Here is a 21,412-nt window from a genome sequence, read left to right as displayed (position 1 = left end):
CCCGCGGCGCGCTCAGCCCCGTGGGGCTGCATCTCCTACACTTCCCGCATAAGCTCATTGCAGAGAGCGCGGGAACCTCGGGCCACGCCGCAACATCCGCACGGTCGGCACACGCGACCCGCCCTCATGTGAACAAACAGGGACAACCCTCTCCATGGCCTGGATCAAGCGCACCTTTATCGCCCTTTTGATCATTTTCCTGCTGCTCGCCGGCGCAGTTGCCTGGCTGCTGGTGGGCCTCGATGTAAACCAATACAAGCCCCAATTTGAGAAGCTCGCCGCCAAACAGGGCATTGCCCTCAAACTCGACGGGGATATCAGCTGGCAGCTCTGGCCGCAGCTGGGCCTGCAACTGAGCGACGTACAGCTGGCCCCGCTGCAGCTTCCCCGGGAAACACTGGTGCGTGCGGAGCGTATCGCCGTGGGTGTCGCCCTCAAACCCCTTCTGCAGCGCCGTATAGAGGCCCGGGAAGTTGTGCTGGTGGCACCGCAGATCGAATTCTCCGTGGACAGCGAAGGGCGCAGCAACTGGCAACGGGTCAGCCAGGCGCTGGAAGCACAGCGCAAGCTGCCCCCCAAACTGGATATCCCCAAACACACGCAGCAGCCCGCCCAGCAGAGCATACAATTCAGCCTGGAAAAACTGCGCATCCAGCAGGGCCTTGTCGCCTATCGCGATGCCCGCACCGGCAGGGAATTCAAACTGGCAGATTTGCGCGTCACTGCCGACAACCTGATTCCCGGGGGCGAGACAGGACAGCTCAGCGCCGACGCCGAGGTACGCGGCAGCAGCCTGCAGGCCCCCTTGAAGCTGCAACTGGAGAGTACCCTCGCTCTGGATGAAAGTCTCAACGGACTGCGCCTGCAGCCCCTGCAGCTGGGTTTTGCCGCTGACAACGGCGCCAGAGCCACGGTACACCTGCGCGGTTACTTGCGCCGTGACAACAGCAATCAGCCCTGGCGGGTGCAAATGAACCTCAACGCCAGTGCTGACCCCCTGCGCCCCTGGCTGGCGTTGACCGAAACGGCATTTACCCCCCGTGACGATACCGCCCTGCAAAAACTCAGTATCGAGGCCAGTATCGAGGGCTCGGAACAGAAACTGGACCTGACGCCCTTGCAACTGCGGCTTGACAGCACTGCCTTCAGTGGCAGTGCCCAGGTGCGCAATGCCGAACTGCCGGGCCTCGACCTGAGCCTGCGCGGCGGAACTTTTAACCTGGATAACTACCTGCCCTCCCCGCCAGAAGAAAATGCCGGGGAGACACAAGCGCCTGAGGCTTCCCGGGCGGCCAAGCAGATTCAGCCCGCCCCCAAGGCCCACACGGTACAGCCCGCTGCGTCAGCCCGCATTGGAAAAGGGACCCGGCAGGCTACCACAGAGCCCCTGCCCCTCAGCGCCCTGCGCGGCTTTACCGCCAATATCAGCCTGGCCCTCGACCAGTTGCACGCCGCCGGTCTGCAACTGGTCAGCCCCGAGCTGCAGCTCACCGTGGACAACGGTCTCTACCGCCTTCAGAAGCTCAGCGCCAGTATTTACGGCGGCCAACTCGATACCAATGGTGAACTCAACGCGCGCGCGCAGTCCGCCGAAGCCCAGGTGCACGGCGGCCTCACCGGGGTGGATCTCGGCAAGGTACAGGAGGCCCTCTTCCCCGACAGGAAAGTGCAGCTGGCCGGCGCGGCCAGTCTCAACTGGGACGCACTCACCAAGGGCAAAACCAGCAGAAGCCTGCAACAAAACCTGCGCGCCTCTGCGGTGCTCTCCAGCAGGGAGCTGTCCATTGCACCGTTCAATCTGGAGAAGGGCCTGTGCCAGCTTTTCAGCTATGCGGAAAACACCCCGATGCCGAATCGGGACTGGCCCGCCAAAACCCATCTGCAGGATTTGCGGGCTACGATCACGATCAAAGGTCAGGAGGTGAAAGTAGGCGATCTACTCGCGGGCATCGAGAATATTGCCTTGACCGGAGACGGCACGGTAAATCTGAAAAGACAGAACTTCGATTTCGCTCTAGGTCTCTCCCTGGTGGGCCAAAACACCTCTGCCGACGGCTGTACGGTAAAAAATCCGCGCTTGCGCAATCGCCCACTGCCACTGCGATGCAAGGGCCAATTCGACGATATTGATATCGGCACCTGCAAACCCGACAGCCGCCGCCTGGACGATTTGTTGCGCGAAGAACTGAAGTACAAAGCCAAAAAGAAATACGGCGAAAAAGTGGAGGAAAAGGTCGACGAACTGAAAGAAAAACTGAAAAATCTCTTCGGTCGCTGATTGAAACCGCACCGGGTCACACCCGGTGCACATTCCAGGTATTCACACCGCCCAACCGCACAGTAATCCATGACACCCAAGCAGTTCCAAAATGCCATTCTCAAATGGTTTCACAAACACGGGCGCAAGGATCTGCCCTGGCAGCAGGACATCACCCCCTACCGTGTCTGGGTTTCGGAAATCATGCTGCAACAGACCCAGGTCAGTGCAGTGATTCCCTACTATGCACGCTTTATGAACAGCTTCCCCACCCTGCAAACCCTGGCCAACGCACCTCTGGAACAAGTGCTGGCCCACTGGAGCGGCCTCGGATACTATGCCCGCGCTCGCAATCTGCACAAATGCGCGCAGACCGTACAGGATCAATACAATGGCGAGTTCCCCCGCAACCTGGATGCCCTCACCGGGCTCAGCGGTATCGGCCGCTCCACCGCCGGCGCCATTGCCAGCATCAGCATGGGGATGAAGGCATCGATTCTGGATGGAAATGTGAAGCGGGTGTTGGCCCGCTATCACGCTGTGGAGGGCTGGCCCGGTCGCACAGCAGTCGCCAACAAACTCTGGCAATTGGCCGAGACCTATACCCCCGACACCCAGGGTAACCTTTACACTCAGGCCATCATGGACCTGGGCGCCACTCTTTGTACCCGCTCCACACCAAACTGCCACGGCTGCCCGCTAAAGAAATGCTGCAGGGCCCATGCCCAGGGCAATCCCCAGACGTATCCTCACAAGAAGCCGCGTCAGCAAAAACCCACACGTAGCGCCACCATGCTGCTGCTGGAATACGCTGGCCAAATCTATCTGGAGCAGCGCCCTGCCAAAGGCATCTGGGGCGGCCTCTGGTGCCCGCCCCAGTCTGACGACACCCAGGACTGGCTCAATCAACGGCGCTGGCGCGCCAGCACAATTCAGCCTCTGCCACCGCTGCGCCACACCTTTACCCATTTCCACCTGGATATTTCCCCGGTGTGGGTACAGCTCGCCAAAGCCCCCACACAAGTAGCAAAACGCGGTGTCGGCTGGTATAAATTGCGCAACTTGAATCGCCCTCGCGCCGCTCAGGAGGTAGGGTTGCCCGCACCAATCGTTAAGCTGGCTAAACAGCTACTTGCACTGCGGGCGCCCCTGCTGACCACGACCGACTGACAACCAGGAGGAATCCATGTCCAGAACCGTATTCTGCCGCAAATACCAACAAGAGCTGGAGGGACTGGACACCCCCCCCTTCCCTGGCCCCAAGGGTATGGATATTTTTGAACACGTCTCCAAAAAAGCCTGGCAGGAGTGGCTGTCTCACCAGACCATGCTGATCAATGAAAAGCATCTGAACATGATGGAGCCGTCCAGCCGCACCTACCTGAGCGAACAGATGCAGAAGTTTCTAAGCGGTGGGGAGTACGATCTGGTGGAGGGTTACGCCCCCCCAGAGGGCCCCTAACGGGGCTGTGAAAACCGCCCCCGGCAAGGAAAAACTTTTTACAATCAAGGCATTGACTCCGGCCTTGGGAGCAGGTTTAATACGCGCCTCGCGGCCCTTGGGGGACCCGTGAGGATCTCAATGCCCAGATAGCTCAGTCGGTAGAGCAGGGGACTGAAAATCCCCGTGTCGGTGGTTCGATTCCGCCTCTGGGCACCATGCCTGAAACCCGCGCCAGCGCCAGCTTTCGCGGGTTTTTCAATTTTTGGGTAGATCTCTTTCTTGGCGTTATAAAGACGCTAATGTGTCAACAAAGCGCCAACGCAATATTCACTCCTCACCCTCTGAGCAGATTTGTTCCAAAACCTCCTTACTTTGCGGAAAACCCCGTGGTTACTAGCTTTCAGCCATTTTGGCCTGTGAAAAACCTCTTCACATTTATTCAAAACTCTTCATTTTGTGAAATCCCAAAAATCGCTGCAACCCACGGCTTGCGTGGGTTTGCGGAGTTTTCCAATTTCACTGGGTAAAGAAAAGCTCAAAGCCGGCAGGCGTGGGGAGGGGCGTGATAAACCTTCACCGCTGGCGGCAAAATACCATGAAGAGAATTGAAATCAGGAAAGGTCCAGCGGCTCGCCAGTGTAGTGCGTAGAAGTCGCCCTTTCCACCGGCCGCACCGACAGCGGATGACCGGCGTATTCAATATGCGGATGCAGGTAGGGTCCAAAGGAGGCGATATCCTCTCCTCCGCTGAGCCAGTCCTGCACAAAGTCCTGATCGGCCCGCGCGACCATGGGCAGGGATTTATCGTGATATCTCCTGGTCCTGGGATGGGTCGCAATGGTGATGATGGAACAGCTCAACCTGTCGCCCCAGGTCTTATACAGCCCGCAAAAGAAAAAGGGTTCCCCATAACTAAATTTAACCGGATTCTTGGCATGCAGGCTTTCGACCCAGGCAGTGGTGGGGATCAGGCAGCGGGATTTGCGGTACTCGGGGCGCTTGTCCAGCTTCTGCCAATTGTCGCCGTCGCGCTCCATATACAGGTGCCAGATTGCAGTTTCAACTGATGGCTCCCCATGCCTGGCAGTGACAATGGAAACCCTCTGGGTGGGCCGTCTGCGGCGGCCATACAACTTGCGCTTCGGATGGTGTACTCCATACTCCTTTAGGAAGCGCTCCATACCGGCGTGATCATCCACATCGAATACACTACACATCTGTGCCAACCCCTTTACCAGATTTCCTTATTTGAGTCTTTTTCCCAGATCCTATGTTAGCCGGAATCTCTCGTGAGCAATGCCATTTTCTTCTTCCAGATTCATTTGCACTACCAATCCCCAAATAAATCTTGAAAAAAGCTCAGCCCCTTCGGGATTGTATCTTACTGAATCCATTAGGCACGAAACAATCAACCATAAAAAATGTCCTAACGTTTATGGCGATGATCGGCCTTTGCTTAGATCAAGAGACATGCTAATAGTGATGTAAATCATAACTTTGTGTGTCTAACGACAGTGACTTTTATGGGGTGTCGACATCTTCATAGAGAGGCTTGGCCATCTCCTCCCAGTCAATAACGGCATCGCTGGTGAGGTTTTCAAACTCTAATATACCGAGAGCATCATATTTATCGCGGAATGATTCCGGTAGCAAGCCGATACGCTTAAGATTAGGCACGATTCGGGTAAAGAGTAGTTTTCTAAAATGAACCATAATATCCGACTTCAAAATATGGCTTCTTGCCGCCTCGACATCCCAGCCAAAATGTTCGAAGACATCGGTGGCAATCAGTCTCTCACGCATGACACAACAGGCTTCATAGGCAAATTTAGCACGCTCTTCTTTCTTTTGTTCGCTCAGTGATTGTACAAACGCTTCTAAATAATTAACGCCAAAGGAGACATGACGTGCTTCATCGCGGAGCACCAAATGAATGATATTTTTTAACAGCGGATCTCTGCAGGTAATTTTGACAGTATTGAAAGCGGCGAGGGCAAGTCCTTCAATAATGATCTGCATACCGATAAACTTTAAATCCCAGCGTGGGTCGGTAAGAATCTTATCGAGCAGCAGCTTGAGAGGCTTATTGACCGGATAGCGGATAGCCACTTTGTCATTAAGATATTTGGCAAAGACCTCTACATGGCGGGCTTCATCAAAGGTCTGAGAGGCGGCGTAGAGTTTGGCTTCATAGGTCGGGGCGCAGGAGACCAGTTGCGAAGCGACCAATAAGGCCCCTTGTTCGCCATGGAGAAACTGCGACAGCGTCCAGGCTTGGTTGTGCCAGCCAAAACGGAGCTGCTCTTCACGGGATAGGGCTAGAAAATCGGGGTAGTCGCTATAGGGATTAAACTCCTTTTCCATTGGGGGTTCTGTTTTATCGAGCTCTATAGCCCAGTCGACATCGATAGAAGCGTTCCAATTGAGCCGTTTACCCAATTCGTAAAGCTTACGAATACGATTGTCGGCAGAGTCGTAGTCCCAGTTGTAGGATCCGGTTAAAGGGGTATTAAAGATTTCGACAATACTGTCAATATCTTCTCCTGTTATCTGTGGTCTTGAGTCTTCAATGATGTTATTGGGCGCTGTATCTACATATTCAATAGCCATGATTATCCTTTATCCATTGTCCCTAGAAAGCCGTTAACGTGAACACTGTATTTTATACACCTCTTTTAAGCTTATTTAAAGCTTCTGCAGCCTCAATATAGTGAAGTAATTTAGTGTATTCCTGCCAAACTGTTTACACCCCTGACTCACCATCCCCGTTGCGCCTGCAGATTCTGGCCTATCTTGATCACCTATTTTGTTTTTATTTGATCAGCCATTCGGGTTTCGTTCAATTTTGATATTGTATGCTGCAAAACCAAATTTTCGTATTTCTTAGGGTAGAGTTGGAAATCCATGATTTCATTCTTTTAGATTGACATCATATGTAAGCGGTAAATAAACCGCATCCTTTTCTAGGGCCTGTTCACACTAAATCCTGTATAATCCCCTCATGGAAATTACAGCGCAACAATACAAAATTATCGAAGATTTTCTGCCCCTTCAGCGCGGCAATGTGAAAATATCCAACTTACAAGTGCTGAACGCCATTCTTTACATAGCCGAGCATGGTTGCAAATGGCGAGGTCTGCCGAAGAAATTCGGCCGTTGGCACAGCGTCTACATGCGGGCGAATCGTTGGGCCAAGCAAGGTGTACTGGATAGGGTCTTTCTGGCCCTCCAGGAAAATAATGTGATCAATATCCAGGTCGATCATATCTCTCTTGATTCTACGGCTGTTAAAGTTCATCCAGATGGCACTGGCGCGTTAAAAAAAACGGTCCTCAATCTATCGGCAAATCACGAGCAGGATGGACCACCAAGATTCATATGGTTGCAGCCGACCACAACCGCGCCGTAGTATTTTCTCTGTCACCGGGGCAGGCTGGAGACGCTCCGGAGGGCCGAAAGCTGCTGAAAGGCCTTGAGAACTGCGGTTGGGATGGTGCCAAAGTGATCATGGACAAGGCCTACGAGGGTAATGAAACCCGGCAGTTGGTATTCGATCTGGGCATGGAACCTGTCGTGCCACCGAAGAGTAACCGAATGAGCACCTGGAAATACGACGTGGAGGCGTACAAAAAACGAAATGAAGTGGAGAGGCTGTTTCGACGCCTGAAGGGCTTCAGAAGAATTTTCTCTCGTTTTGACAAACTGGATGTCGTTTTCACATTTTTTATTCACTTTGCGCTTATTGTCGACACTTTAATTAGTGTGAACAGGCCCTAAGAGGAATATAGTTCATGTACTACTTACCCTTCCCTTCTATCTTCATATTGAGCTGGGTATTTACCTCTTACTATCGGCCTTGCTCTGCATATCTCGATACCTGATAAACATTTCAACTGTAGCAACTTAGACATGATACTCCTTTATCCCCACCAAACAAACAAGGAGATTTCATTATGCCTTTAAATAAAAAGCGGTTTCAAACTTCGATGACCGATGAAAATGATAATGACGACAAGAGCCCGTATGTAAGCCGGGGCCAAAAGGCTGGTGATAAGCAAACCCCACCAGACCGCGACAAACCGGAGCCCGATAAGGATTAGCGTCTTTTCTTCAGGTAGCGTACTTCCACATACCTGACTTCCCGGCTGGAGATGTAGTTCAAGTTGTCTCCCCAGCTATCGCTGCGCACAAATTTCACTTCCTTCCCATCTTTCCAGTCCGATTTTTTTCAGGTTTTCATAGAGGGCAATATTTCCGAGCTGATCCGTCTCAAAAAGTCACACCACTGTATTGTCAAAATCCTGCACCACATCACAATACAGCTTTGTCCCGTTCATCAGGGTCACAGCCACTTGCTAAGGCTAGATACCGGTATCCTGCTGCAAGCGGTTCCACAGAGCTCCCTGGCCATTATCGGTTATAAGTCTCAGCCAATAGAGTATTTCAAAGTACCATTTCCGACCCCCATCTCCGCCAAAGCAGCCCCACTGCTCAGCAGGCGCTGACCGCGGCCAGCATCGCAGTGAAAAAAGTCTCTCTCCATAGCATCAACACATAGTAAAACACCAGCCATCCGATCAGGCCGTATACCAGCATGCTGTAAAGCAATTCACCCTTGCGCTCCCCTTACCTGAATCCCTGGTTAGCCACAGTATAACCGATATAATCGGTCACAAAGCGCAGCACGGCAGCCAGGGTGACATAGCGTTGAACCAGCGCGACACTCAGTTCGCGGCAGTGCAGTATCTGACGGGAGTTACCCACTTCGGTGCAATGCACCACACAGCCGGTAAAAAACCGACAAGGCCAGCAAGTCAAATTCTGGCTTCAGCCGAGCGGGCAAAACAATCGGTATAAAATTCATCACATGACCCACTAGCTATCCTACAGGCTTTGCAAACAGCACTATAAATAACATGGCAACCCCGATTGCTGAAAAGCCAAGACGATAGAGATTATTTGGTGCAATAATCAGTGCGATCAGGCACTGCAAAAAATAGTAAAATGCAAAGGCTTTTGAAGCCAGTGCTAGAATTTCAAAGGTGTCCGCTGACCAAGTTAAAATAATCGCCAAAATCCCTATTGAAAGATAGATTAACTTCGGATGGATTCTTTTTTGAGATACTTCCGTAACATTACCTTGAGTCGCTATGGTATCTGCTACCGCAGCGGAAAACTGGCTTAGCAATGCGGCACTCACAACTCCGGCTGACAAGAAAGGTATCGCTGTATAAGTGACCAATTTAATCAAAAGATTATCCGCGTACTGACCACCCAACTCGGGAATAAGTGGTATCGCGAGGAATACAAATGCAATGTAGATAGTCGAGGAAACAACCTGAGACCAGCGTGAACTCCACACACGAAGGCCTGCATCATAGCTGTTTCCAAGAAAACGGGGGGTTTCAAAACCTTGAACAACAATTAAGGCACCACCTACAACCGTTGCCATCTCCCACCAGCTTGCCGTTGGTGTGGGAATACTTTGTACTCCCTGCTGAATACTGGCGAGATCATATTGAATAAACCCAAGAATAATAACAACGACCAATGCGAGCGTTGTCATCAAAGACCATGTTTCCAGGAAATTCAACGTCCCCAATCCGCGTGTCAAAGCGACAATGACTATAGAGACAATGACAATGGTGGTGGATATATCTTGGAATAACTGAGAAGTAAGATTGAAGCCAGCCAGCAAAAATGATGAGAGTATTTGTAAATACAGGGTAATTGAAATGATATAGGCAACGGATATTGACACATCAGAGATGCGGTCTAGTGATGAGACCAGCGTATTTTGGCCTTTTTCGATTATTGGTTCCGCATGTTGAATATTAAAACGAATCGCTGTTCCAACAGCATACGCCAAAGATGTCACTACGATAATGGCTATCCCCATCCCGTTGCCTGTGGCTGTGGCCAGTACCGGTAAAATTACCAGGAAACCACTCCCAAAAATTGAAGCAAGGGGTGTGGCCAGAAGATTCATGCGAATTTTAGCAGTTGATTGATTACTGATGAGCAGGTTCGAGGCAGACGTATTCATGTGAATCCTTTGTGATGCTTGTTTTTGTGAATGCCTATTCATTCATAGATTGGAAGGCTATTTAAACAATCTGGGAATTGCCCAGAAAGATCGCTTACATTCTTGAAAAAACAACGATAAAGTGAAGAAGTTGGCCAGTTTGTTACCAGATCTCCGGAGCATCGCCTTGTTTTCCATCTCATCAAATAAACTATCCTTACAGATTCACCGTTCGCGTTAAATTCCAACCGATGTATGCCATGTTAAATACACCACCTTGCTCCTATCCTCATACTTTGATAGGGTTGAGTGAGCCCACAGTTTTGCACCGGCCAAATCCCTCCTCGATACACTTCCCCCATTTTCATATCGGGAACCTACTCCACATGTCAGTTGGTCCGCCTGTCAATGACCAAACCACTGCGATACTTGTCATTGCATGACACGGGCAGGGCTACAGTCATTCTGCAGCAGGAGTCGAAAAACTCATGAGTGATGATATTGTGCTTCCGACGGTATGCGTTTTGACAAAATTGGTCTCAACCAGTAAGAACAGAAGCAGATTTAAGAGGTTTTCTTCGCCTCAAAGTTATCCTCGCGGAGACAGTCAAGAGCACTTCGCTCTCTGGTGAGATTATACTTAACTTCAGTGAATTCTAACACTGCCTACTCCTTTCTAGCTCAGCACATTAGCAGTTTTTCAGAGACAGCTTCTACTTTAGAAGAATTGAAGAAATTTTTTTACAGGAATTTTCCCGACAGCTGTATTTTGTCTGCAGTAAATTCCCGCTCCAACAAGTTGAATCATCCCGAGTTTGTCGGAGGCAATTTGATTTGAGTCATGCCGCTTGGGCAGACTCGGTTTGTTGATAATACAGGTTTTCGTATTCAGCTGGAGGCATATCGCCAATTGGCCCAAGAATGCGGCGATGGTTAAACCAGTCGACCCAGGTCAAGGTTGCATGTTCAACCTCATCCAGCCCTTTCCAGGGACCTGCCCTGTGGATGACCTCCGCCTTGAATAAACCGTTGATGGTTTCTGCCAGTGCGTTGTCGTAGGAGTCGCCGACACGGCCGACTGACGCCTGAAAACCCGCCTCACTAAGCCGTTCGGTATATCGAATTGACAGGTACTGACTACCTCGATCACTGTGATGGGTAACGCCACGGGGCTTACCTCGTGCTCAGAGTGCCTGCTCCAGAGCATCAAGCACAATGTCGGTTTGAAGGCTCTTTAATACGCGCCAGCCAACAATGTGGCGGGAGAATACGTCGACAACGAATGCGATATAAACAAAACCAGACCAAGTTGCAACATAGGTTATGTCGGCCACCCAAAGCTGGTTGGGGCGCTCTGCCGTAAACTCGCGATTCACCAGATCCAGCGGCTTATCGGCCAGCTCATCCGGGATAGTCGTAACGCAACGTTTGCCTCTTCGAACACCTTCCAATTGCAGTACCTTCATCAGCCGTTCAACTGTGCAGCGGGCGACCTTTACGTCTTCACGGTTAAGCTGCTTCCAGACCTTGCGTGCACCATAGACGCGGTGGTTTTCTTCGTAGATCCGCTGGATCTCAGGCTTCAGCTCATCGTCACGTTGAGCGCGCGCACAGCGTTGCTCTGAATTGGCCTGTAGATGCTTGCAGCGGTAAAAGGTCGACGGTGCAATCGGCAGAACCTCACAGATTGACTCGACACCGTGCGCCTCACGTTCCTGGTCAATGAGTGCCACCATTACTTCGGTTTGCGGTCGAGCTCCGCCTGGGCGAAAAAAGCGGCAGCCTTGCGCAAGATCTCGTTAGCGCGCTTCAGCTCGCGGACTTCGCGCTCCAGCTCTTTGAGACGGGCCGTGTCGCTGCTGGTGGTGCCAGGCCTAATACCATTGTCGACTTCCATCTTGTTGACCCATGATCGTAGGGTCTCGGGTGTGCAGCCGATCTTGGAAGCGATAGATGTGATCGCTGCCCAGCGTGATTGGTGCTCGTGCTCGCTGGTCAATACCATGCGAACTGCGTGCTCCCGTACTTCGGGAGAGTATCCAGGTCGTTTGCTCATTGGCTAATTCTCTCAAGAAAGTTAGCCTCCGAGAAACCCGGGGGGATTCAGGACTAACATCTCAGCAGGAACTGAGACAGCATAGAAAAAGGCAACAATCTTGAAACCTTACCTTTACAAAGCTGCAAAATTATTAGATAGTTTTGCTACTATGAGGAGCGCTTCAAATGGTTTCGGTACAAGCTTTTAGGTCGATTTCCCGTGCTGTTGACGTTTTACCCAGCCCTAACAACGACCAAGCATGAAAAACCATCCAAGCTATTCATCCCCAATGATTCTGCCTTAACCATAATCAGGAAATTTTATGAAACTTATGCAAAGAGTATTATTTTTATCTTTAGTCGCTGTAACCTTGGGAGCATGCACCAGCTATCCACTATTAAATATTCAAGACCGAATTGTACCCAGCCGCATAGATGGTTCGTCACAAACTAGAGATTCCGTTAAACAATCAATTATTGCTGGTTGCATTGTAAAAGGATGGTCTTGCCAGGAAGTTTCTCCAGGTCAAATTTTGGCCTCAATTGATATAAGAAAACATCATGCTGAAGCTAACATCAATTACGACAATGATAGTTATAGCATCACCTATAAAGATAGCAAAATGCTTGATTATGATGGCCAACGAAAAACCATCCACAGAAGTTATAACCGCTGGATAAACAACCTCAACAGCGCGATAATTAAAGAAATGTCACGCTGAAGTTGACCCATGGCTCAACTTTTCAATTGGTTGGGCCAACTAAAAATTCAAATTATACACAGCATCACTAGTTATAAATCTTATCCTATTGTATTTTTCGCGAAATTTAACAAGCCCAAAAGTAGTATTTTCTAAACGCCACTTATTATTTGCCCCTTTATAATTTTCATAAAAATCAAATAGTTAATGTATCGCGGTTTCAAGTAATAACTGCAATTTCACTACACGGCAAGCAAATCTGCCCGCTGCCCCATAAATAGTTCGTTTGGTGATCGACCGCCCCATGTCTTTCTCGGACGGTTGTTAAGTCGATCCATCACTGCTTGTACCTTTTCATCCGTGACTTCACTGAAGTCGGTGCTTTTGGGAAAATACTGTCGAATAAGACCGTTGATGTTTTCGTTGATACATCGCTCCCAGGAAGCATACGGGTAAGCGAAGTAGACATCTCCACCAAGGCCGATGGCGATTTTCTCATGCTCCGCAAACTCCAGACCGTTATCGAGGGTAATGGTTTTAATCTTCGATTTCAGAGGTTTCATGCTCGTGACAGCTGCCTCTGCAAGTAAGTCGGCCCGCTTGCCGGTTAGCCGGTTAGCCGGTTAGCCGGTTAGCCGGTTAGCCGGTTAGCCGTATACAGCGTTTTGCGTTCTACCATGGTCAACAAAGCGCTCTTGCGTCCCTTATCCATCACGGTATCGCCTTCCCAGTCACCGATTCGGCAACGACTATCAACCACCTCTGGACGATCATCGATATCCACGCGGTTTTTGATCTGTCCACGTCGGTCATAATGGCCATACCGTTTGCGGTAGGGCTTGGAGAGCACTCGCAAATGCTTGTAAAGCTCTCCGCCTTCAGCCTTATCGGCGTAAACAATTTGATAAATCGTCTCATGGTGCAACGACACCTGCTTGTGCCTCAACAGGTAGTCTGCTACTTGTTGAGGGCTCAGTTCCTGGCGAAGCAGCTTTTCTATCCAGCTTCTCACCTCATCTGTCACTTTGATTGCTTTGTGAGCCGTAGTTCTGCGATTGTTACTGAAGCGTTGCGCCTGGTCGGGTCTGTAACCCCTCAAACCCCGGTTACGCTTCAATTCCCGGCTAATCGTTGAAGGTGAGCACCCCAACAAAGCCGCAACCTCCCTCTGGTTATGTTCTGCTTTCAATAATACGTAAATCTGGTATCTTTCTTCTTCGGTCAGCTGGTGGTAACTCATCAGTGCTTCATCTCTTGGTCGGGAGATGCGTGGAGTCTACCAGCTGGCTCTTCTCCTTATCCAATTGCACTTAGTATCCGAAACCACGTATTATGTTATTCCAGACGTTTAAAGATAAGAGAGGTATTTATTCCTCCAAAAGCAAAATTATTACTCATCACAAATTCAGTATCTATCCTGCGACCGTTGCCCGTTATATATTCCAAGTCAGCACAGTCACGGTCGACCTCGCTTAGATTAATTGTGGGGTGAAACCATCCATCACGCATCATTTGTATACTGGCCCAAGCTTCCAGAACCCCGCAGGCTCCAAGAGTATGACCTGTATAACTTTTTAATGAACTAATTGCAACGGGTCTTCCGAATGCATTATAAGTTGCATGGCTTTCGGCAATATCACCTCGATCAGTCGCTGTACCATGTGCGCTTACATAACCAATATCATTCCCATTGATTCCCGCTTGACACATCGCCTGTTGTAAAGCAACCCCCATCGTGGATGACTGAGGTTGGGTTACATGACTGCCATCAGAGTTTGTACCAAACCCAACAACTTCAGCGTATATTTTGGCGCCACGGGCAATTGCGTGCTCGTAATCTTCTAAAATAAGAGTTCCTGCGCCTTCACCAATAACTAGCCCATCCCTGTATTTATCAAAAGGCCGAGGTGAAGTTTCTGGGGAGTCATTTTTGGTAGAGGTTGCATAGAGCGTATCAAAAACTGCAGCTTCCGTCGCACAAAGTTCTTCTGCACCACCTGCAATCATTATCTTTTGAACACCATTCCGAATTGCTTCATAGGCATAACCAATGCCCTGGCTACCAGAAGTGCAAGCAGAACTGGTGGTATAAATACGTCCGCATACCCTAAAAAATACACTGATGTTCACCGCTGCAGTATGGGCCATCATTTTAATATAGCTGGTTGCATTTAAACCATCGGTACGGCAATTGAGGAGCATATTACCAAAGTCAGCCATTGCAGCTGGTGTGCCAGCCGAAGATCCATAAGAGATGCCTACTGAACCACTTTTCAAAACGGGGTCATCTAAAAGGCCCGCATCTAGTAAGGCCTGTTCGCTGGCAAAAACAGCCATTAAAGATACCCGCCCCATACTACGGGTACGTTTTCGGTCATAATGGACCGGTTTTTTAAATTCTCTTACAGGGGCTCCAAGGCGGGTCTCAAGCCCTTCATATTTATCCCAATCCTGTATGTAAGTTACGCCTGTAAGGCGATTATGCAAGGAAAAGCTGACCGCATCCCATCCCTGTCCAATAGGGCTAATCCCTGCCATTCCGGTAATAACCACACGTTTCATTAGCAAAGACCACCATTTACAGAAATTACTTGCCGGGTGATATATTCAGCGCGTTCGTGCATAAGAAAAGATACTGCTGCCGCAACTTCTTCAGGTTTACCAAGCCGTCTAGCGGGTATCATCTTCAGGATTTCACCCACGGGCAAGTCTTTACTCAAAAGATCAGTGCCGATAAGGCCTGGAGAAACGCAGTTTACCGTAATTTTTCTTTTTGCCAATTCCAAAGCCAAAGCTTTACTTGCACCGATTAGCCCGGCTTTAGAAGCAGAGTAATTAACTTGCCCCCGATTTCCAATGAGCCCGGATACTGATGTCATGACTACTATCCGGCCGGGAGCCCGTCGTCGTACCATTGGCATAGTCAATGGCTGTAAGATATTATAAAAACCGTCTAGATTGGTATGTATTACACTGTCCCATTCCTTACCTGACATAGCAGGAAATGCGTTATCGGAAGTAACTCCTGCATTACACACAATGCCATAGTAACAACTGTTGTCTTCAATATCTTTCAGCAGAATCTCTTTTGCAGATTCACGTTCAGATATATCAAACTGCAGTATACGATAGTTACATCCTAATCTGGTTATCTCTCCTGCAACTACCTCTGCCAGATCACGACGGTTACGGCAGTGTAAAACGATGTTAAAACCATCCTTAGCTAATTCAATTGCGATGGCTCGACCTATACCACGGCTAGATCCTGTGACTAAAACCCACTTTGACATTTAGCTTTTTTCCTTCAGGAATACTTCTACATTATCAGGTTGATATACACTTAGGCGTGCATTTTGTTCCACACCTGATCCAGTTATCCGGCATTCAAATGTTGCCATACCATTTTCAGCCTGTAAGAGACGTTCAGCCTGAATCGTAATTTCATCTCCACACTGATAACTTTCAATATTACTCACGAATTTTCTCGTTCCAAGCAGAAATCCCAAACGAATATCTTCACTTTTTTCTTTGGCATGATACCCAGAGAAGGCTGCAATTGCTTGTGCCATATACTCAATACCAACGTATGCGGGAACTCGTTTATCACGGGAAAACAACCCATCATCACGTACTTGTAGCTTAGCTTTTAGCTTATCTTCCTCCACCAAAAGAATCTCATCCAGAAGCGACATACCACCGCTGTGTGGAACCAATTCTTCAGCTGTATACTTCTGCATCTGTTAAATCTCCAGCTTACTGAGAATCACCGAGCAGTTGTTGCCACCAAATGCAAAGGAATTACTCATAACATAGCGTAAACACTTGCTATTATCCCCATATCGAAATAACTGTATGTGTGATATATGAGGATCATAATTACCATCGAAATAATGGGGCAAGATTTGCCCGTATTTGATTGCCAACCAACAAAAAGCCACTTCAAGCGCTCCAGCCGCACCTAATGTATGCCCTGTCAATGGTTTTGTAGAAGAACAAATAATATTATCGCCAAATACATTCCAAACAGCAGTTGCTTCCATTGAGTCATTATGGTGAGTGCCTGTGCCATGAAGATTCAAATAATCTATTGCGAAAGGTTCGAGACCGGCATCAACTAGTGCATTTCGCATACATATCTCGGCACCGCGCCCTTTAGGGTGCGGTGCTGACATATGATACGCATCTGATGAAGCAGCAATACCCGATAAGCAAACCCCACTGGGTTCCTTGCTCATCAAAAAAACTGCACCAGCTTCCCCTAGGTTAATACCATCCCGATTAGTACTGAAGGGATTGGTTTGGCCAGCACTTAGTGCTCCCAAACTATGAAATCCTCTAATTGTCATATCACATAGGGAGTCGACTCCTCCAACAATGACTGCATCACAAATATCCATAGATATAAGGCGTCGCGCAGAAGCAAAAGCGTTAGCACTGGATGAGCAAGCTGTAGAAACAGTAATTTGGGGTCCATGAATACCCAGATACTCTCCTATAAACGAACTCAATCCGCCCATCTGCTGTTGGTATCGATAATTAAAATTTTTCTCTTCATGACCCTTGAGATAGGTTTCTCCAGACTCAATCCCCGAAGTTGAAGTTCCCATAACAACACCAATACGATTAGCACTATAACGAGCAATGGAATTAGAAATTTCACCCTCAATCTGCTGCAAAACTGCCAAAGCTAACCGATTATTACGACAATCGTAGGCCTCATATAACCGAGGTATCTCTGGCAAGTGAAAGTCTATTTTACCAAAATATCCATGATATCCTGGTATTCGATCAAGGTCCGGCCGCATGAAAGAGGTATCCCCCTTAAACAAAGACTTTATAATATCTTTCTCCGTCTCTCCAAGGGCACAGGCCAAACCCATATGATTAAGGAAACAGCCATTCATAGCTAAAGATTCCTTATACTTAGCTTATAATCAAGGAATTTATGCTCAAGCTGAACGTTAGCAATCCAAATGTCATCGGTGCTATAGTGAACTTCAGAACATACTCTCCCATCAATGATTAACTGACGCTGATAAGTATTCTCAACCGACAACTCTTTCAACCTCCAATTTGATGGTAACTGTTTACGGAGTATTTCAACAGGCCAATAAACAAGCTGAATATCTGCCAATAACATTTCAGGAGGAAACTGTATGGGCTTTTTTAGATAATATTTCAGATGTACATTGTGCCCATCATACAGAACATCGAGTAAGTTAATACCTTCAAGGCTCAAAAAACTTACCCTCAGTTCAGTGGAGGAAAACAATGATGCTGCAATAACATCATAGCGTTCACCGAGATAATCTACTTTTATATGTTGGCTTAATTGTCGTTTATCCTCATCTAACAAGGGCGCCAAAGGTAAGGCATTATATTTTTCTTTAGTCAAAGAAAGATTCGTACAACCGACAAGAAATATTAGGCATATAATCTGTGCTATTCTGAAGAACATATTTCCACCAATGCATTTAACCTTCGCTGTGGAGCAGCAACAAAAGGATTTGTTTTATCCCACGCATAGCCAGCCAAAATGGAGCATATCATACGCTTAATTTCTTTTTTTTCAGTTTGATAAAATATAACGTCCTGAAAATGTCCTTCATACCAGGATTTTACAAATGTTTTGAAGACTTCAATACCATCTTTTAAAGGTTTAGAGAATTCTTCATCCCAATCAACTGTTTGACCCGATAGTTGTTTATGCAGACAAGCTGCAGCCAACTCAGAGGACTTCATGGCTATAGTGACGCCAGAGGAAAAGATGGGATCGAGAAACTCACCTGCATTGCCTAACAGGGCAAATCCTGGTCCAGCAAGCCTTGAGACATTACTTGAGTAACCATGAATTCTCTGAACTGGCATATCATACTTTGCATTTACAAGTGTTTTTGCAAGAGAAGGAGCAGATAATATTGAATTTTCCAAAACCTCTTCAGGGGAATCTCCCAAAAATGCAAGCTTATTTTTGTCTCCAACTACACCTATTGAAGCACGGCCATCAGAAAAAGGTATTAGCCAATACCATATATCTCTTTCTTTTGGATGGACTGTTATTAAAATTTTATTTCTATCAAACTGGCTATCATTTATATTATCCTCGACATGGGTAAATACCGATTCACGCACAGGAAACTCTGAAGGAATATCTAGCTTAAGCAAATTCGGTAAAACTCTACCAAACCCGCTCGCATCCAATACAAAGCGAGCCTGAAAAATCAAACTTGCATCCCCATTTTTTACAATTAATGTTGCTTTTTGTTTATTCACCTCGGCTTTTTTTATTATATGATTATAATATATTTTTACACCTTGGCGTTCCGCTTCATCTGCTAAAATTTTATCAAATTTTGCTCTTTGCACCTGAAAAGTGGTTTGCGGACCATTAGAGAATTTATCAGAAAATTCAAAGGATGTTCTTGCACCATTCCATTCAAATGCAGCTCCATTTTTTAATTGAAATCCAGCGGATTTTATAACCTTCATCATATCTGCACGCTCAAGAGATTTCATACATTGTGGCAGCAAGCTTTCTCCTATAGAAAAACGAGGAAACTCTTCTCTTTCAATCACATTAACAACCCAACCTAGTTTTGCTATTAAAGCTCCAGCAATAGCTCCAGCCGGGCCAGCACCAATTATCACAACATCAGAGATAATCTTTTTCATGTAATCTTATCTTTCACCTCTAATACAAAAGTATAAAAATGTTAAAGTTAGATTTAATAGTAATCCGATAGTTAAGACCAAGCCAAAATCTGCTATTGCCGGTGTTTCTGATAACGCCAATAGGCCAAATCCCAAGAGAGTTGTTAATCCCGCCATTGTGATAGAAAGTTGCGTATAATGCTGTTCTTTCCTTTGGCATATATGACCAAAAACCGCATAATCCATTCCAATGCCAAAAATAAGCAACAAAGCAGCAACGTGAAAGAGATTTACTGAAGTGCCCATCAAAATAATGGTTGATATTGTCGCAATAACTGAACTCAAAGGAAGTATGACTACACTTATCGCCTGCTTAACCCCGAGTCGCATTATTGTAACAGCAAGGACAATAATTAATATTATCGGTAAAAGTCTTATCAATTGGTCATTTTGCGACGAAATAATTTTAGAAATAGTGCTTACCGGATCAATAAAAACAACTCCGGAAATTTCTTTTAGCTCAGGAATGGTGCCTTCTAAACCATAAATACGAACCACAGAATAGCATCGGTCTTCGTGACAGCCCAACCAAAGATTTTGAAATAATTCCCCTGTTACTTCTGACCACGCCATTAAGCTTGGTATACGAAATGGCTGGTTCATTTTTTTAATTTTATCATTAATTTCTTCGGATTTAAATCCAAGTTTATAATAAAATTCTTTCACCAGATCTTTTTTATAAAATTCTTTTAATAGATTCCAGTCAGCCAATTGAACTTCCTTCGGCGGAAATCTGTCAGTTACCCCTTTAAAATTTTTTATAATATCTTGCTCTTTCAATTTATTCAGATAATCTCTTAAAGCCCACTCCCGTGATAAAACCTGTTGCTCACTATTACCAGAAACAAGAAAGTAGCTTGACTCAGGGCGTGTTTTGACCAAAGAATTTAGTTTTTTTTCATCCAATTTAAGAAATTCTGGTGACTGGTAAAATAAATCAATATCACTAGACAATTTTATTTGTGGAATTATCATACTACCAAGAATAAGCAATATCGCAATTAGGCCAAAATATATTTTCGGATTTATTTTTGGAATATTATCAAATAAGGTAATGGTCCGCGAATTCAATTTTATAACTGCAGGAAATAGTAAAAAAACAGTTAGCCAAGCACCCAATAATCCGAAGCCGACAAAGATGCCTATCTGTTTTAACAGAGAAAATGGAGTAAGAGATAAAGCAAAAAATGCTAAGCAACTCGATACTAGTCCAAGTAAAAGACCCTGAAAAATATCATTGTCTCTAGGGCATCCTGGACGCAATCTATTGCAAATGAAATGAAATGCATAATCAATTGCCAATCCAGATACAATTGTTCCAAATACAAAGGCAAGAATGTGCATCTGGCCAAGAACAATAATCACTCCAGCTATACCAGAAAGTATGCCCAGTAAGATTGAAAATATCGATGCCAAAAGTGGGAATAAAGAACGGAATATGAAAATACATAAGGCACAAATAGCAATTATAGATATTGCTCCTATAGTACGAATTTCACTTTGCGCTTTACTAGCAGCATATTCTGTATGTAAAGGTGAACCTGCAACAAGCAGCTGATTTCCATTTTTTTTTGCCCAATCTTTTAATTTTTTTTGTAACAGCAGCAGGGGAGTATCAGCGTTTCCTCCGAGATCAAAAGGAGTGGCCACACTATAAATTATGGTATAATTTTTCAATCCCACTTTATGAATTGGTATTCCACCAATTATCTCAATTTTAGTATCTGCGGAAAGAGAAAAATAACGACGAAAAATAGAAAAGGGATCTCCGCTCCAATCAATAGCTACGCCTCCAGGTCCATAAATCACCTCTAACTGCTGTTGAATTAATTTCTCTGGATTTTTGTATAAAATAGTCCTATCATTGAAATTGAGTAGTTGATATCTAAACGGATAAAGAAACTTCCATTCATTGTTGAAGCTTTTATCACTGGCCCAGCGAAACTCTACAGATGTTAAAATACTACTACCTGTTAACTTACTTGCTAGCTGTTTTGTATCTTTTGCTAAAGTAGAAGTATCTTCTGAAGAACTTACCAGCACCCACAGCACACCTCCTTGCAGCTTCTGATTAATTTGGCTTTGAACTTTTTCTATATTATTTGGAAGTTCATCATTATTTGCTAGCAATAAAATATCAGTTTGAATCCACTCGTCGTGATAATTTAAAGCTGCTAAAATAGATATAGAGAAAACCAATAATAGCCAGGATAGGATTCGAAACTTCATTAAGCCTA

General features: G+C 46.6%; 17 protein-coding genes, 1 tRNA gene, 2 pseudogenes and 1 other annotated feature. Of the genes and pseudogenes, 7 read left to right on the top strand and 13 right to left on the bottom strand.

Going from position 1 to position 21,412, the window contains the following annotated elements; all coding sequences use genetic code 11:
- The first annotated feature begins 154 nt into the window (after positions 1-154).
- The 4 genes from M8T91_RS00565 to M8T91_RS00550 all read left to right on the top strand — a co-directional run bounded on the left by M8T91_RS00565 (position 155) and on the right by M8T91_RS00550 (position 3,917).
- Positions 155-2,278 carry an AsmA family protein gene (locus M8T91_RS00565; protein ID WP_301415802.1) on the top strand — a complete coding sequence of 708 codons (2,124 nt, stop codon included), beginning with the start codon at positions 155-157 and terminating at the stop codon, positions 2,276-2,278.
- 69 nt (positions 2,279-2,347) lie between these two features.
- The gene (mutY, locus tag M8T91_RS00560; protein WP_301415801.1) at positions 2,348-3,427 is read left to right on the top strand and encodes an A/G-specific adenine glycosylase; all 1,080 of its coding nucleotides are present in this window, start codon (positions 2,348-2,350) and stop codon (positions 3,425-3,427) included.
- 16 nt (positions 3,428-3,443) lie between these two features.
- Positions 3,444-3,719, top strand: a complete 276-nt coding sequence (locus tag M8T91_RS00555; RefSeq protein ID WP_301415800.1) for an oxidative damage protection protein — start codon at positions 3,444-3,446, stop codon at positions 3,717-3,719.
- Between the two features lie 122 nt (positions 3,720-3,841).
- Positions 3,842-3,917, top strand: a tRNA-Phe gene (locus M8T91_RS00550).
- Between the two features lie 395 nt (positions 3,918-4,312).
- Here M8T91_RS00550 and M8T91_RS00545 read toward each other — a convergent pair.
- Together M8T91_RS00545 and M8T91_RS00540 are read right to left on the bottom strand one after the other, a co-directional pair.
- The gene (locus M8T91_RS00545) at positions 4,313-4,918 is read right to left on the bottom strand and encodes an SOS response-associated peptidase family protein (protein ID WP_301415799.1); all 606 of its coding nucleotides are present in this window, start codon (positions 4,916-4,918) and stop codon (positions 4,313-4,315) included.
- 304 nt (positions 4,919-5,222) lie between these two features.
- Positions 5,223-6,311, bottom strand: a complete 1,089-nt coding sequence (locus M8T91_RS00540) for a ferritin-like domain-containing protein (RefSeq protein WP_301415797.1) — start codon at positions 6,309-6,311, stop codon at positions 5,223-5,225.
- A gap of 391 nt (positions 6,312-6,702) precedes the next feature.
- On the opposite strand from M8T91_RS00540, the gene M8T91_RS00535 reads away from it, so the two are divergent.
- Positions 6,703-7,478, top strand: a protein-coding gene (locus M8T91_RS00535) for an IS5 family transposase (RefSeq protein ID WP_301415796.1) whose coding sequence is annotated in 2 segments (ribosomal slippage) — positions 6,703-7,018 and positions 7,018-7,478 — 777 coding nt in all. Because the reading frame shifts where the segments join, the coding sequence is not laid out codon by codon here.
- A gap of 176 nt (positions 7,479-7,654) precedes the next feature.
- Positions 7,655-7,801 carry a hypothetical protein gene (locus M8T91_RS00530; RefSeq protein WP_301415795.1) on the top strand — a complete coding sequence of 49 codons (147 nt, stop codon included), beginning with the start codon at positions 7,655-7,657 and terminating at the stop codon, positions 7,799-7,801.
- Between the two features lie 526 nt (positions 7,802-8,327).
- On the opposite strand, the gene M8T91_RS00525 is transcribed toward M8T91_RS00530, so the two are convergent.
- From M8T91_RS00525 to M8T91_RS00515, 3 genes and pseudogenes are all read right to left on the bottom strand, one after another.
- Positions 8,328-8,465, bottom strand: coding sequence for a hypothetical protein (locus tag M8T91_RS00525; RefSeq protein WP_301415794.1), 138 nt, complete (start codon positions 8,463-8,465; stop codon positions 8,328-8,330).
- Positions 8,466-8,580: 115 nt separating this feature from the next.
- Positions 8,581-9,747, bottom strand: a complete 1,167-nt coding sequence (locus M8T91_RS00520) for an Aq_097 family APC-type transporter (RefSeq protein ID WP_301415793.1) — start codon at positions 9,745-9,747, stop codon at positions 8,581-8,583.
- A gap of 818 nt (positions 9,748-10,565) precedes the next feature.
- A pseudogene (locus M8T91_RS00515) lies at positions 10,566-11,782 on the bottom strand (IS3 family transposase).
- Positions 11,388-11,504 (bottom strand) — a sequence feature (AL1L pseudoknot). (Overlaps the previous pseudogene by 117 nt.)
- Positions 11,783-12,086: 304 nt before the next feature.
- Between M8T91_RS00515 and M8T91_RS00510 the strand changes: the two are divergent.
- Complete coding sequence (locus M8T91_RS00510; protein WP_301415792.1) at positions 12,087-12,485, top strand: ApeA family protein; 399 nt, start codon at positions 12,087-12,089, stop codon at positions 12,483-12,485.
- Between the two features lie 221 nt (positions 12,486-12,706).
- Here M8T91_RS00510 and M8T91_RS00505 read toward each other — a convergent pair.
- The 8 genes and pseudogenes from M8T91_RS00505 to M8T91_RS00470 form a co-directional block, all read right to left on the bottom strand.
- Positions 12,707-13,704: pseudogene (locus M8T91_RS00505) on the bottom strand (IS30 family transposase).
- A gap of 95 nt (positions 13,705-13,799) precedes the next feature.
- The gene (locus M8T91_RS00500; protein ID WP_301415791.1) at positions 13,800-15,026 is read right to left on the bottom strand and encodes a beta-ketoacyl-ACP synthase; all 1,227 of its coding nucleotides are present in this window, start codon (positions 15,024-15,026) and stop codon (positions 13,800-13,802) included.
- Positions 15,026-15,754 carry a 3-oxoacyl-ACP reductase FabG gene (gene fabG / locus M8T91_RS00495; RefSeq protein WP_301415790.1) on the bottom strand — a complete coding sequence of 243 codons (729 nt, stop codon included), beginning with the start codon at positions 15,752-15,754 and terminating at the stop codon, positions 15,026-15,028. The genes M8T91_RS00500 and fabG overlap by 1 nt, the downstream gene beginning before the upstream one ends.
- Positions 15,755-16,201: a hotdog family protein gene (locus tag M8T91_RS00490; RefSeq protein WP_301415789.1), complete on the bottom strand. Its 447-nt coding sequence runs from the start codon at positions 16,199-16,201 to the stop codon at positions 15,755-15,757.
- Positions 16,202-16,204: 3 nt separating this feature from the next.
- Entirely contained in the window at positions 16,205-17,368 is a 1,164-nt protein-coding gene (locus tag M8T91_RS00485; protein ID WP_301415788.1) for a beta-ketoacyl-ACP synthase, read from the bottom strand.
- Positions 17,369-17,370: 2 nt separating this feature from the next.
- Positions 17,371-17,859, bottom strand: coding sequence for an ApeN family LolB-like membrane protein (locus M8T91_RS00480; protein ID WP_301415787.1), 489 nt, complete (start codon positions 17,857-17,859; stop codon positions 17,371-17,373).
- 47 nt (positions 17,860-17,906) lie between these two features.
- On the bottom strand, positions 17,907-19,136 hold the full coding sequence (locus M8T91_RS00475) for an NAD(P)/FAD-dependent oxidoreductase (RefSeq protein ID WP_301415786.1): 1,230 nt from the start codon (positions 19,134-19,136) through the stop codon (positions 17,907-17,909).
- Positions 19,137-19,142: 6 nt separating this feature from the next.
- Positions 19,143-21,404, bottom strand: coding sequence for an MMPL family transporter (locus M8T91_RS00470; protein WP_301415785.1), 2,262 nt, complete (start codon positions 21,402-21,404; stop codon positions 19,143-19,145).
- Between the last annotated feature and the right edge of the window lie 8 nt (positions 21,405-21,412).

The sequence above is a fragment of the Microbulbifer sp. MI-G genome (assembly GCF_030440425.1).
In the GTDB taxonomy this organism is placed as follows: Bacteria; Pseudomonadota; Gammaproteobacteria; order Pseudomonadales; family Cellvibrionaceae; genus Microbulbifer; species Microbulbifer spongiae.
This window is presented reverse-complemented; position numbering and strand designations above follow the sequence as displayed.